Genomic DNA, 12,570 nt, shown 5'->3' with positions numbered 1-12,570 from the left:
TCCCGAGCTCGGCATGGTGTCTCCAATCAAATTCATTCCGCAGGCCGAAGAGACCGGGTTGATCGTGCCCATCGGCGACTGGGTGATTCATACTGCGTGCAGACAGAACAAGGCCTGGCAGGATGCGGGCTGGCCGCCGATCACTATGTCGGTGAATATTTCAGCACGCCAGTTCATCGAAAGGGACCTGATCGACCGGGTGATGCATGCCTTGCAAGAAACCGGACTGGACCCGATGTACCTTGAGCTGGAGCTGACCGAAAGTCTGATCATGCAAGACCTTCAGCAAGCCATCAGCAAAATGAAGGAACTGCAATCAATGGGGATCAGTCTCTCGATCGACGACTTCGGCACCGGCTACTCCAGCCTCGCAGCATTGAAAAGTTTCCCGATCGCGAGACTCAAGATCGACCAGTCTTTCGTGCGCGATCTGCCCGACAACGAGAACGACAAAGCCATCGCCACCGCAGTGATTTCGTTGGGGCACAAACTGAACCTGAAGGTCATTGCCGAAGGTGTCGAAACCGAAGAGCAGCAAACCTTCCTGCGTGAAAACGGCTGCGATGAAATTCAAGGCCACTTTTTCAGCAGAGCGGTCAGCTGCGATGAAATCAGTGTGTTACTGCGTACGCCCCGGTTGCCTCAACCGAGCCGCATTGCGAGCCCTGACTCGCTCAGGCGAAAACGCGTTGTAAAACGCCCAGGCAGTCCAATACCCGGGCGTTAGTGACGCTGCGTACGGTAAAACGCTCGGCGTGCTTTATGACAGGCTATCCGGATCCCCGAAGAACATTTTGACTAGGCTCTATGGCGGTGGTTTAAGGCCGAAAAAACTTAGCGATGCCTCCACTTTCCCCCCCCACTCGCACCCAGAACACGAGCGACCGAAACGGGGGGCTGCCTGAGCCCGAAAACTCTTGAATAGCCACTAAGATCACGGCGAGAAAGTCAGATCTGACAGGCACCCATAAAAAAGTGGGTGACTGTCAGATCAAGTAGGGCTCACCGCATCAAATTCCTAGCGCGTCGAAGGGTAAAATGCTGATACTTTTTTACCGGGCTGCAAGTATTCAGTTAATCCCTGGAACCACATCACTTCAACAAAGTCACCGCGGATAACCAAGTCCTCTTTACGCAATCCTGTCAGAAATGCATCTTTACTGTCTTTGGCAGACAGAATGGCGAAACCCTTTGCTGCATCTCTAAACAACAGGGTAAATTTTGGCTTTTCAGTCAAACCGGCAGAGGATTTTATCTTGGCGTTTTTAAGGGTGAAGTAGCGACCCACTCCGTCATGCGTTTGGATCTGAAAGACCAGCTCCTTGCCTTTAACGTATTTTGCACAGTCAGGACTTTTTTTGATTGTTCTCTGTAATAGCTTGGTCAGCGCCCATAACAAAAATTTAAACTTCAGCATGATGAGCTTGCTCCGCAAGGGGTGACTCGTTGAGGAATTGAGTGGCGTGTTTGAGAAAACGCTCAGGGCATTGGAGTTGAGCACCATGACCGGCATCTGGGTACAGGAACAGTTGGGCGTTCGGGATGTTCTGAGCCATGTACCAGGAATTGACCGTTGGAACCATAACGTCATTCATGCCATTGAGAATGAACGTCGGCTGTTTGATCTCGCGCAGATGTTTGAAAGGATCGTTCGGGTCCAGCTTCGGCAAATAGTACATATTCGCTTCGATCTGGGCCTGTATCACTTCAGGAGAACTGGGTGGGTCCTGGTCGACACGCTGATGACGGCGCTCCCAGAAATCACGTCCGGCCTGCTGCGCCGCCGGGGATCGACCGAAGAACAGAAACAGAAAGTCTTCCAGGGTCGGAACGGGGCGCGGTGCAGCTTCCAGCACTCCAGGGTCTGAATCCGGATTACCGCCACGAGGTCCGGTGCCGAGCAGCATGAGCTTGCGCACGAGGTCGGGATGGCGTCGTGTCAGGTCCTGGGCTTGAAAACCACCGAGTGAGAAACCTAAAACATCGACCTTGGACAGGCCCAGCGCGCGGATCACCGCAGCAGCATCGTCGGCCATATGTTCGATCCGTGTACGCGGTTTTCCGGATGAAGAGGCAATCCCGCGACCGTTGTAGAGGATGACCTCGCGCCCCGCAGCCAGGCCATCCGTCATGAGTGGATCCCAATGATCCATACCGCCGCGGAAATGTTGAAGAAAGAACAGAGGGGGCTGGCCTGTCGTATTGTTGCCCCAGCGGCGATAGGCAAATTTATCCCCGTCGACTTCCACGAAGCGAGTGGGGGCGGTGAAGTGGGTGTCGGTCATATTGAAGTCTTCCAGGTGGTTGTTGTGGCTATCTATGCGAGCGAGCCTCGGGCTCAGGCCCGCGCCCGCATGCGCCGCGTACGGAACGTGCCCCAGCCGCTTTTCATCACTGATTTTGAAAATGCCCACAGCCCACTTTCGTTGGGACGCGGATCACCGCCATTGGCGATTCGTTTGAGCTGCAGCGTGTACCAGAAGATTTCCATGACGCCCATCTGATCGATTTGCTTGATACCTGTGGTGATCGGCCGTACGCGTTGCGAACTGTCCTGCCCTTGCAGCAGGGCCGCCGGTGCCTCGGGATCAATGGCCAATAACCGCGCGAGGCCAATGACATCGAGCGCTCCGCAGCGCAGCGCAGCGTTCATGGCGGCGGCACTGCGAAAACCGCCAGTGACCATCAAAGGTACCTTGATCGAGGCGCGCACCTTTTCAGCAAACTCAAGAAAGTAAGCCTCACGCGCTACGGTGGATGCTTTTTTCGTTTCCTGGAGCCCGCCGCTCATGGCTGGAGCCTCGTAGGTGCCCCCCGAAATCTCAATCAGGTCGATGCCTGCTTCGGCAAGTGCATGAATCGTCGCCATCGATTCCTCTTCGGTGAAGCCGCCGCGCTGGAAATCTGCGGAGTTGAGCTTGATGCCGACGGGAAATTCGGCACCGACCTGGCGGCGAATCTCGGCGTAAACAGCCAAGACGAAACGTCGACGTTTTTCCGGGCTGCCACCCCATTCATCCGTACGCCGATTGTGGTGTGGCGAGAGGAACTGGTTAATCAGATAACCGTGCGCGCCATGGATCTGCACGCCGCTGAAGCCAGCCTCCTTGCAGATGGCCGCGCTGCGTCCAAAGCGCCGGATGATGTCTTCGATCTCGGCCGTGGTGGCTTCGCGTGGGGTCTCGAAGAGCGCGGCCATGTCCTCGCGAAAGGGCACGGCCGATGGCGCGAGGTTGCTGGCATTCAAGCCTTTGGTCGACTGCTTACCGGGGTGATTGAGCTGCACCCAGATCGCCGCTCCCTGCTCGGTTGCCGCACGAGCCCACTGGCGTAGCACAGGCAGGTCCGCTTCATCCTCGATCACCACGTTGCCTGGTTCACCGAGTGCACGCCGGTCGATCATCACATTTCCGGTGATGAGCAAACCAATGCCCGAGGCGGACCAGCGCCGGTACAACTCGACCAGTTTCAACGTCGGGTGATTGTTGTAGGTACCCAGCGTTTCGCTCATGGATGCCTTGGCGAGGCGATTGCGAAAAGCGCTGCCGTTCGGGAGTTGCAAGGGCTGGCTCAGCAGATTTTCTTCAGGCGAGGAGGCGGTCATGGTGAGTTCTCTATAAGGTCTGATTCAAGGTTGAAGGGTGTGCAGCGGGATGGCGTTCGATACCCGCTTGTTTTTCACTGGGATGTACGACATGGCATGCTCGGTCAGCGCGGTAATCGTCAGGCTTGGATTGACCCCGAGATTGGCGCTGAGCATCGAGCCGTCGCAAACCAGCAGGTTCTGATAGCCGAAGACCCGGTTCTGTACGTCCATCACGCCGCGCTCCGGCGAGTCCGCCATCGCACAGCCGCCCATGCAATGCGCCGTGGTCGGGATGTTGAATAAAATCTCGGAGAGAAAGGTGGTCGGTATGCCACCGAGCGCCTTTGCGCCCTTTTCAGCAAAGGCATTCGCCTCCGGAATGAAGGTGGGGATGGGGCCGCCTTCGCTGGCGAGCTGTTTCGCGAACGGCCAAAACCAGCGACGCTTGAGTCGCATATCGAGAGACGCGTCCGCTGTCTGCATCACCAGCAGTAACATGGTTTGACGGGCGAAACCTGCGGGGTTGTGCACGAGCAATGCTTGCAGTGGATGTTTGAGCAGCGTCCATAGCCAGGTCAATATTCGCATCCACCCCGGGCGCCCGCCGCATAGCAAGGTCATCATCAGGCCTATCGCATCCGAGCCTTCCGGGTAGCGCACGACTCCGATATGGGTGTGCTCATCGAGATAGATGCTGCCGCCCCCCGCCAGTCCTGGCGACATGCTCTTGTCCGCTGCCGGAAAGCGTATACCGATAAGGGATTCGGCATTGGTGCGCACACGCTTTCCGAGGTCGTCGCTGATGCGCGGCAACGACCCGTTTTGCTTGAGCCTGAACAACAATTCCATGGTGCCCAACGAGGAGGCGGCGAAGATCACACCGCGGCAGCGAAAACTGCGGCGCAGTTTGGCGAACCAGGCGGTCGAGCATTCAGTGAAGACTTCATAGCCGTCACTGCCGTCTTCTTTGCCGTTGAGCGGTCGCACGTCCACCACCTTGGTCTCGGCAAAAACCTGGGCGCCGCGCTTTTCTGCGAGATAAAGGTAGTTCTTGTCGAGTGTGTTCTTGGCGTTGTGCTTGCAACCCATCATGCAGCCACCGCACCCGGTACAGGTTCCGCGCGCCGGGCCTTCACCATTGAAGTAGGGATCCGGGTAGGTCTGACCGCCTTCTTCACCATCGGGAGCAAAGAAGGTACCAACGCGTGGGAGGTGAAACGTGTGGCCCACACCTTGCAGATCCGCCATTTTCCTGAGGCGCAGATCAGCCTCGCCCATGATCTTGCTCTCTGTCACGCCCAGCATCTTCTCTGCTGTGGCGTAGTACTGCGGCATGATCCGTTTCCAGTCCGCCAGGCCGGCCCAGGAACCCTCATTCCATACGCTATCGCGCGGTGTCAGCAAGGCGTTGGCATAGGTAATGGATCCGCCACCGACTGCGTTGCCGCTGACGATCATCACGTGACGGAACAGGCGCATGTTGTAGAAACCGAACATCTTCAGCCCGGGGCGCCACATCCAGCGCCGCGCGTCCCAGTTGGATTTTGGAAAGTCCTCGGCCGTCCAGCGTCGGCCCATCTCCATTACGCCAACGCGGTAGCCCTTTTCTGTCAGCCGGAAGGCGGACACGCTGCCACCGAATCCGGAGCCGATCACGATGTAGTCGAAATCGAAAGATGGATTCATTGCATGCTGCTCAGGCAAGCACTGCGTAGAGGCGTGAAAAAACGGGTCATGCCGGTCTCCTTGTTTTTGTAATGGTGCTGCGGGCACTGGTTGCAGGAATGACACTGTCAGGATGACTATACCATTCGTATATTTATAGCGCTATACGAATAGTATAGTGTGTTAAGGCTGTAGGCAGAGACGCAGGAGGGGGCAAGTCAGAAACGGTAGGTTATCTGTGTACCTATAATGTGCGCGCTGTTGTCGTATTTCGCGCTGTACCCGGGCTGTACGCCGGTTGTATTTGCCTGGTTGACGGAGGTGGTTGATTCCCATAGATAGCCATAAGCCAAATCGATGGTCAGGTCGGTGTCGGGAGAGAAACCTATACCCAACGTCACGGCTTTTCGGTTGCCCACGGGGAGTCGGACGTTTCGATCGGCGTTGCGGGCAGGTGATGGATCGTAAGCGAAGCCGCTGCGCAACAGCCATTGCGGGGAAAGCTGGTACGAGGCCCCAACAGCCATCGACCAGGTGTCATGTAATTTAAAGTCATCTCCAAAGCTGTTGAAACCCAGTTGCTGGCCCAGCGGCGGTACACCACTATTGACCGCTTCGATCCTCTGAACGCGGCTCCATCGGGTCCAGGTTGCGCCCAGGTAGCCAGTCCAGCGGTCGTCAAAGTGATGGGTAAACGATGTGTCCAGCGACTCTGGCAACGTGATGTCAATTTTATTGCTGTACTTGCCATCGAGACCGAAAGCACCTGGCGAGTTGCTCACCTGCGTATGGCCGTTGACGTGAAAATCAAGTTTTGAATGATAGGTGACGCCCCACGTGGTGGAGTCGTTCAGGTCGACCATCAGGCCGAAATTATAGCCAACGGCGTTATCGTTACCCTTGATAGTGATCTGCGTGTCGTTGCCCCCATTGAGCAGCCCTGTGGCCAAATAGGTTTGCATATTGTTTTCGATACGGTTCAATGTTAGCCCGCCTCCGACAGAGACATGATCATTGATGCGATAAGCAACGGCGGAGTTCAGGGTTTTAACTTGAACCTTGCTATAGGAACCATGGTAGCGTCCCTGGAACGAACTTTCGTAATCGTTCACAAGGCCATAGAGAGCGTACAAGCCCAAGCCGAAAGTGAAGCGTTCGTCAATCGGTATGGATAAATATCCAAAAGGGATTGTCGTCAGGGGTACGGAATCTCCTTTGTTGGTGCCTGGCGCATCGCTATGAGCGTTTTTAATATCACTATTAACCTTGATCAAGGCGAACCCTCCGCTCACTTCCCTGCGCTTTATCTTGCTCAGGCCGGCCGGATTTCCATAGACAGTACTTGCATCCAGAGCCGCAGACGAGCGCCCGGCATAAGCAGTTCCGGCGCTGCTAACGCTTTGCTCGTTAATAGATAAACCATTGGCTAAAGATAAAGTTGCCTGCCCACAGATAGCCAATGACAGAGTGGTTTTGAACAATGCACTGCTTGACTTGAGTATCAGGGTGGACCCTGTCTCAAGATGACGCTTCAAACGCAGTACTGATTTCTGGGAAGGGCGAAGCGCAGAAAAATATTCATGGTTCATCTGACGGTACCTGTTGTTGTTGTTGTTGTTGTTGTTGTTGTTGTTGTTGTTGTTGTTGTTGTTGTCGGGATGAATAGAAATCGTGGGCGGCCGTATACATCAACAGTGCCGGCCGGGCTGGAGTGGGGAGTGTTAATTGGATCTTGCAGACACGTAGTTGTTTTTTAGTTACAAAGCCCTCTATGGAATATCACAGGCAATCAGGCGATTGCCCTATTTATATATTTTGGGGTTGCAAGTTGCGTTGATGGCAAGAAGAGCCTTGCCTGGCAGGCAAGTACCCTCGGGCCAGACGCGGGTACAAGGCTGCAAGCAACTCGCTGATAAAGAGGCAATGACGGATGCCGGGCGGGCAAGTCCCCCTCGATCCGCATGGCGCGAGGGAAGGGGGAAAGGCCGGCAGTCCTAGGGCTTGTATTCGAGTACTTTGCACACTCGTGTGAAGGCTGGCCGATCCCCTTGCAACAGCTTTGCATGACCTTCGCGAAGTGCGCGAGTTGGAGTGATCTGGCGCAGGACTAACGCAATGAAGGTTTCCATGTCGCATTGTATTTTGACGTCGATGGGCTCTTCGCTCGGCCCGGAGCGTGCCAACAGGTTCCCGTCGTTGACTCGAATATGGAAGACTTCCGCCCCCACCTGAAACTCGTACAACTCCTGCAAACCGGCGCTCGCTGCCGAATCGTTCGAGCCTGTCAGGCACAGGGCTATGAGTTCCGCACGAGCACTGGACGGATCGATGCGTTCGTCGATCGGCAGGCTCAGCCCCCAGAATCCCAGCGCGATCACCGGCTTGCGCAGTTGCTCGCCCAAGTCCGTCAGCTCGTAAGCTGGCGTGGCGGAAGGTGTGTGCAGGGTGACTTGTTGAATGACGCCGTTCTGCACCAGCATGGCCAGGCGTTCGGACAGCCGGTTTGTACCCATTGCAGGCAGGATCGCGAGCAGATCCTTGAAACGCTTCGGACCTAACAGGAGTTCGCGAATCAAGAGCAGCGTCCAGCGATCTCCGAGTACGTCGAGCGACCGGGCTAAGGGGCAGAGTTGACCGTAGGTTTTGTTTGTCATGGCGCATTGTACAAAATTCCGCTCAGTTGAAATACAGTGAAAAGCCACTGCTGCCTCAAGTCGAAGGCATTGGGCGTTGTTCCAGTCCCTTGGACGGCTGATCTCACGGTCGCTTTCATGTATCGCTCACTGAACAGGTTGAGTCATTCTTATTGATTTCACTATACCGTTCGTTTAGTCATGGCGCTATATAAAGCGTATAGCTATGCCATGAACCTATCCGTTATCGCGCAATGCGTTGGACGATCCAGCGGGAGAGAGCCGCAGGCGCGAGACGTGTAGCGAACGACAAGAATCCGGCTTGCATGCCGACTGTCCAGTGGGTCTTGTGGATTCGTCGTTTCGACGTCGCGCAAGCCCACACGGTCGATGCGACGTCGTGCGACGTGAGCCGAATACCCAGCGATCTGGCGCTGGGGATACGACCGTAGTCATCAGCCATTGCGGTCTTTACGAAGCTCGGCCAGATATCGCTCACGCGAATGCCGAACTTTCCCCATTCGAGGTCGAGTCCTTCGGTGAATCCGCGCACGGCGAACTTGCTCGCCGAGTAGGTTGCAAGTTCGGGCTGGCCGTAGATTGCGGTGGCGGAGGCCATATTGATGACATGAGAGCAGGGCGTGCCTCGCAGGTACTGGAAGGCGCTGTGACAGCCGGTGATCATTCCCTGAACGTTCACGTCAAGCATTGCTTGGTGCTTGGTCAACGGTACGGCTTCAAATTGACCGGCAGCGAGAATCCCAGCGTTATTGAGCAACACGTCAAGCCGGTGGCCGCTATGTGCCCAGAAATCCATAAGCGCTTGCTTCCATGCTTCGGGATCGCTCACGTCGAGCGCACCGGAGACGGCGTTGCCCTCTCCCAGGATCGCGGCGACCGCAGCGACACCCTCTGAATCGATATCGTATAGCCCCACGAACCAACCGCGCCGCGCAAACAATTCAGCGCAGGCGCGACCGATTCCCGAAGCCGCGCCTGTGACGAAGATGGCTGGTCTCCATTCAGGAAGAAGGGATTCAGTCGGGTTTCTGGGTGTTTGATTGCTCTGTACCACAGTGATGTGCGGTTTCATTTCAGAGGTTCCCTTCAGGAGCTGAGCATTCAGGTTTTGTGTACAGGTCAGTGCATATTGCGAGAGTAATATAACGGTGTTATGTTTTGCAATAACAGTGTTATCCATCTCTCCGACTGATCTGATGACTGGTCAGAAGGTGGAAATACTGATGGGAGCGCTTGCTCCTTACGTTTGTCACCGGAGGATCCAAGAGATGACGAAGATGCATACGCCGCCTGAATACCTTGATATGGAGTCCCGTGGCTCTGTGTTGGTTGCGCGGCTGGATGGAGGTCCACACGGGTTGATGGGGTTGGACATGGCCAATGAGCTTTCGGGGCTATTGGACAAGCTGGAGTCCGATACCGCGGTAAAAGCGGTGGTGCTCACCGGAACTCATCCTGAGCGTTTCATCGGTCATGCAGACGTTCGTTGGCTGCAGGAAGGTGGAAAGAGTATCCCGTCGGTCGGGCGTAGTATGGCCTCGGCGATCGCTCGAACCGCCAAGACCGTTCGCGGTATTGCGCCATTGGCGGTAGCTGCGTCCCTGACACCGCTGGATGGCGGGATGCAACTCGACAAGCTGCACGACACTTTTTTACGGATGAACCGCAGCGGCGTCATTTTCGTCGCCGCGCTGAATGGATCTGCGCTGGGACTTGGCAGCGAGCTCGCGCTAGCGTGTGACGTCCGCCTGATGGCGGATGGCAATTTCTTCATCGGTCAGCCCGAGGTGCTACTTGGAATCCTTCCTGGTGGCGGAGGCACTCAGCGATTACCACGACTGGTCGGCGCCCATCGCGCGCTGATGCTGATGCTTGACGGTCGGCCGGTGTCACCACAGAAGGCGCTCGAAATAGGATACATCGACGAAGTGGTTGCTCCAGATGCGCTGCTTGATCGAGCCATCGAGCTGGCCGGGTATCTGGGTTCCCGACCCAAAGGGGCGATTGAGGCAGTCAAGCGAGCCGTGTACTTCGGCGGGTCAGCCACTCTCGACGAGGGGCTGCATATGGAGCGTACCGAATTCATCAAGATCTCGCCGACCGAGACTGCGCAATCGCTCATGGTTGAATACCTTGAGCGCACGGATCGGGACGGCAACGTGCCGTTCTACAACCCGGCCATTTTCGAGCAAACCCTTGAGCAAGGCTCTTTGCCCCTGCAAAACGGGGGAGGGAGGAAATGAATCAAATGTCACCGCTTACCTACCCATTCACTTGCCAGGATGTTCGCTTTGAATCGGGCGAGACCTACTGTTCGGCCTGGCTCTACCTGCCGGTTGGCGTAGAGAAACCGCCGATTGTAGTGCTCGGACATGGACTGGGTGCGGTTCGCGAGATGCGCCTGGACGCCTTTTCCGAACGATTCGCCGCTGCGGGAATCGCTACATTGGCCTTCACCTACCGTTATTTCGGAGACAGCGGTGGTCGGCCCAGACAGTTGATGTCTGTGAAGCGGCAACTGGCTGACTGGGATGCAGCGCTGGACTTCGTCAAAGGCTGCGCGGATGTCGATGGGCGTCGGGTTGGAATATGGGGAAGCTCGTTTGGGGGAGGACATGCGATTACCGTGGCCAGCCGGCATCCCGAGTTACTGGCCGCCATCAGTCAGTGCCCTTTTACCGATGGTCTGGCTTCAACTGCCGCACTGGGTGTGAAGGGATCGCTGCAGGTAATGCCGGTGCTCCTGCGTGATTTTGCAGCCAGGCTACTGGGTCGCCCGCCCGTGATGGTGCCAATCGCTGCCGCTCCCGGTCAGCCAGCCTTGATGAATGCGCATGATGCCCTGCCGGGTTATCTGGCCTTGGTGCCGAAGGGGATGGTGTTCGTCAATCACGTCGCCGCACGGGTGCTCCCGGAAATCATGGCTTATCGACCCGGACGCTCCGCCTCTAAGGTGAAGCTCCCCATCCTGTTTTGCGTCAGCACCACTGACACCGTCACGCCACCGGAACAGACGATCGCCTTGGTGCGCAAGGCGCCGCATGGAGAAACCAAACTCTACGCGGCGGGGCATTTCGAGTTCTACATGGGCGACGCGTTCGAAGAACTGGTGAAGGATCAGACTCAATTTCTGACGAAACATCTACTCGGCTCTTCAGCCAATTGATTCAAGCGTTTCCGTCACTTTTAGAGAGAACAACAATAATGTGCTTTTCCAAACTTTCAGATTTGCGCGCGGTGACAGAGCCTGATGGTCTGTGCATCGCTGACGACAGCAGCAACCTGACTAACCGGCAGTTCCATTCCAGAGTCCTCGCGGCAGCGGGAGTATTCGCGGACAGGGGGGTGGGCGTTGGAGACGTCGTTGCGATCATGTTGCCCAACCAAGTGGAGTTTGTGGTGGCGATGTTCGCTGCCTGGCGTCTGGGGGCGGCGGTCACGCCGATCAATCCTGGGCTGACCAGCAAGGAAGCCACTCATCAACTGGTTGATTCGGGGGCGAAGCTGCTCATCAACGCCAGCGGCGAAGTCATAGTCCCGAATCTGCAGTCCCTGCCTGTCGCCACTCTGGAAACGGGGGCGTCTTACACCGGCGTCCCCTTTGAAGAGCCTGACGCACTGGCACTGTTGATCTACACCAGTGGCACTACCGGCCTGCCGAAGGGCGTGATGCTCGATCACGCCAATATTGAAGCCATGTCGGAAATGGGGCGAAACTCACTCAAGGTCACGGCAGCAGACCACTGTTTATTGATACTTCCACTCTTTCACGTAAACGGCATTGTGGTGAGCACTCTTGTCCCGCTATCAAGCGGTGGTCGGGTTTCGATTCGCAAGCGTTTCAACGTCGACACGTTTTTTGAGGATGTCGAGTGGCTTCGACCCACGTACTTCTCTGCAGTGCCAACCATCTACGCAATGCTTAGCGCGTTACCTCGTGAGGTAAAACCTTATACCTCCAGTCTTCGGTATGGCATCTGCGGCGCGGCGCCTGCATCGGCGGAACTACTGAAAAAATTTGAAGCGCGTTTCGGTTTTCCGCTGCTTGAGGGATATGGCCTGTCCGAAGGCACGTGCGCTTCGACCATCAACCCCTTCGACGGCCTACGCAAGGTCGGTACGGTCGGGCTGCCCTTCACCGGGCAACGCATTGCAATCGCCGACCCGAGCGGTGTGCATTTGCCGCAGGGCGCCACTGGCGAGGTGCTGGTTCAAGGTCCTAACGTCATGCGCGGTTACCTTGGGAAGCCCGAGGAAACAGCGAAGACCATCGTCGATGGCTGGCTGCACACCGGCGACATTGGCCGGATCGACGAAGACGGTTATCTGGCCATCGTCGGGCGCCTTAAAGAGATGATCATTCGCGGCGGCGAGAACATCTATCCAAAGGAGATCGAGGATGTGTTGTTCGAATTTCCGGGGGTTCTTGAAGCAGCAGTGATTGGTGTCCCTCACGAGACCCTTGGCGAAATTGTTGTTGCCTACGTCGCGTTTCGTACGGGATTCGCCGGTACCCAGGAGGGCTTGAGTGAGCACTGCACTGACCGGCTGACGCGTTACAAAAGACCTTCCACGATCAGCATCATCGACAGCCTGCCAAAGAATGCCGTGGGCAAAGTCGACAAGCTGAGGCTGCGCAAGATGTGGACCGAATATGTCGATTGA

The 12,570-nt window shown here is 56.3% G+C and carries 11 protein-coding genes; 4 read left to right on the top strand and 7 right to left on the bottom strand.

Annotation, left to right across the window (positions count from 1 at the left end; genetic code table 11):
* A partial coding sequence (locus tag ACQKPC_RS28180) for a putative bifunctional diguanylate cyclase/phosphodiesterase (RefSeq protein ID WP_427627896.1) occupies window positions 1–727 on the top strand: 727 nt, incomplete at its 5' end.
* 291 nt (window positions 728–1,018) lie between these two features.
* Here the strand turns inward: ACQKPC_RS28180 and ACQKPC_RS28175 are convergent.
* The 7 genes from ACQKPC_RS28175 to ACQKPC_RS28145 form a co-directional block, all read right to left on the bottom strand.
* Window positions 1,019–1,417, bottom strand: coding sequence for a helicase (locus tag ACQKPC_RS28175; RefSeq protein ID WP_427627895.1), 399 nt, complete (start codon window positions 1,415–1,417; stop codon window positions 1,019–1,021).
* A complete protein-coding gene (locus ACQKPC_RS28170) occupies window positions 1,404–2,285 on the bottom strand; it encodes an alpha/beta fold hydrolase (protein WP_427627893.1) in 882 nt (293 codons plus the stop codon). Before ACQKPC_RS28170 ends, ACQKPC_RS28175 begins: the two co-directional genes overlap by 14 nt.
* Window positions 2,286–2,338: 53 nt before the next feature.
* Window positions 2,339–3,604: an NADH:flavin oxidoreductase/NADH oxidase family protein gene (locus ACQKPC_RS28165; protein WP_427627891.1), complete on the bottom strand. Its 1,266-nt coding sequence runs from the start codon at window positions 3,602–3,604 to the stop codon at window positions 2,339–2,341.
* Between the two features lie 24 nt (window positions 3,605–3,628).
* The gene (locus ACQKPC_RS28160; RefSeq protein ID WP_427627889.1) at window positions 3,629–5,272 is read right to left on the bottom strand and encodes a GMC oxidoreductase; all 1,644 of its coding nucleotides are present in this window, start codon (window positions 5,270–5,272) and stop codon (window positions 3,629–3,631) included.
* Between the two features lie 197 nt (window positions 5,273–5,469).
* Complete coding sequence (locus tag ACQKPC_RS28155) at window positions 5,470–6,840, bottom strand: outer membrane protein transport protein (protein WP_427627887.1); 1,371 nt, start codon at window positions 6,838–6,840, stop codon at window positions 5,470–5,472.
* Window positions 6,841–7,245: 405 nt separating this feature from the next.
* The gene (locus tag ACQKPC_RS28150; protein ID WP_046043291.1) at window positions 7,246–7,905 is read right to left on the bottom strand and encodes a winged helix-turn-helix transcriptional regulator; all 660 of its coding nucleotides are present in this window, start codon (window positions 7,903–7,905) and stop codon (window positions 7,246–7,248) included.
* A gap of 223 nt (window positions 7,906–8,128) precedes the next feature.
* Window positions 8,129–8,977: an SDR family oxidoreductase gene (locus tag ACQKPC_RS28145; protein ID WP_427627885.1), complete on the bottom strand. Its 849-nt coding sequence runs from the start codon at window positions 8,975–8,977 to the stop codon at window positions 8,129–8,131.
* Between the two features lie 196 nt (window positions 8,978–9,173).
* Here ACQKPC_RS28145 and ACQKPC_RS28140 point away from each other — a divergent pair, with 196 nt between their 5' ends.
* The 3 genes from ACQKPC_RS28140 to ACQKPC_RS28130 are packed head-to-tail and all read left to right on the top strand — an operon-like array spanning window position 9,174 to window position 12,570.
* Window positions 9,174–10,148 carry an enoyl-CoA hydratase/isomerase family protein gene (locus ACQKPC_RS28140; RefSeq protein WP_427627883.1) on the top strand — a complete coding sequence of 325 codons (975 nt, stop codon included), beginning with the start codon at window positions 9,174–9,176 and terminating at the stop codon, window positions 10,146–10,148.
* 5 nt (window positions 10,149–10,153) lie between these two features.
* A complete protein-coding gene (locus ACQKPC_RS28135) occupies window positions 10,154–11,071 on the top strand; it encodes an alpha/beta hydrolase (RefSeq protein ID WP_427627881.1) in 918 nt (305 codons plus the stop codon).
* Between the two features lie 38 nt (window positions 11,072–11,109).
* A complete protein-coding gene (locus ACQKPC_RS28130; protein WP_427627880.1) occupies window positions 11,110–12,570 on the top strand; it encodes a class I adenylate-forming enzyme family protein in 1,461 nt (486 codons plus the stop codon).

Source organism: Pseudomonas sp. NPDC089918, assembly GCF_050280605.1.
GTDB lineage: Bacteria > Pseudomonadota > Gammaproteobacteria > Pseudomonadales > Pseudomonadaceae > Aquipseudomonas.
This window is presented reverse-complemented; position numbering and strand designations above follow the sequence as displayed.

What these genes read in the sequence shown, in the direction of transcription:
- ACQKPC_RS28175 (WP_427627895.1), bottom strand. Translation starts at nt 1,417, where the DNA reads ATGCTGAAGTTTAAATTTTTGTTATGGGCGCTGACCAAGCTATTACAG.
- ACQKPC_RS28170 (WP_427627893.1), bottom strand. Translation starts at nt 2,285, where the DNA reads ATGACCGACACCCACTTCACCGCCCCCACTCGCTTCGTGGAAGTCGAC.
- ACQKPC_RS28165 (WP_427627891.1), bottom strand. Translation starts at nt 3,604, where the DNA reads ATGACCGCCTCCTCGCCTGAAGAAAATCTGCTGAGCCAGCCCTTGCAA.
- ACQKPC_RS28160 (WP_427627889.1), bottom strand. Translation starts at nt 5,272, where the DNA reads ATGAATCCATCTTTCGATTTCGACTACATCGTGATCGGCTCCGGATTC.
- ACQKPC_RS28155 (WP_427627887.1), bottom strand. Translation starts at nt 6,840, where the DNA reads ATGAACCATGAATATTTTTCTGCGCTTCGCCCTTCCCAGAAATCAGTA.
- ACQKPC_RS28150 (WP_046043291.1), bottom strand. Translation starts at nt 7,905, where the DNA reads ATGACAAACAAAACCTACGGTCAACTCTGCCCCTTAGCCCGGTCGCTC.
- ACQKPC_RS28145 (WP_427627885.1), bottom strand. Translation starts at nt 8,977, where the DNA reads ATGAAACCGCACATCACTGTGGTACAGAGCAATCAAACACCCAGAAAC.
- ACQKPC_RS28140 (WP_427627883.1), top strand. Translation starts at nt 9,174, where the DNA reads ATGACGAAGATGCATACGCCGCCTGAATACCTTGATATGGAGTCCCGT.
- ACQKPC_RS28135 (WP_427627881.1), top strand. Translation starts at nt 10,154, where the DNA reads ATGTCACCGCTTACCTACCCATTCACTTGCCAGGATGTTCGCTTTGAA.
- ACQKPC_RS28130 (WP_427627880.1), top strand. Translation starts at nt 11,110, where the DNA reads ATGTGCTTTTCCAAACTTTCAGATTTGCGCGCGGTGACAGAGCCTGAT.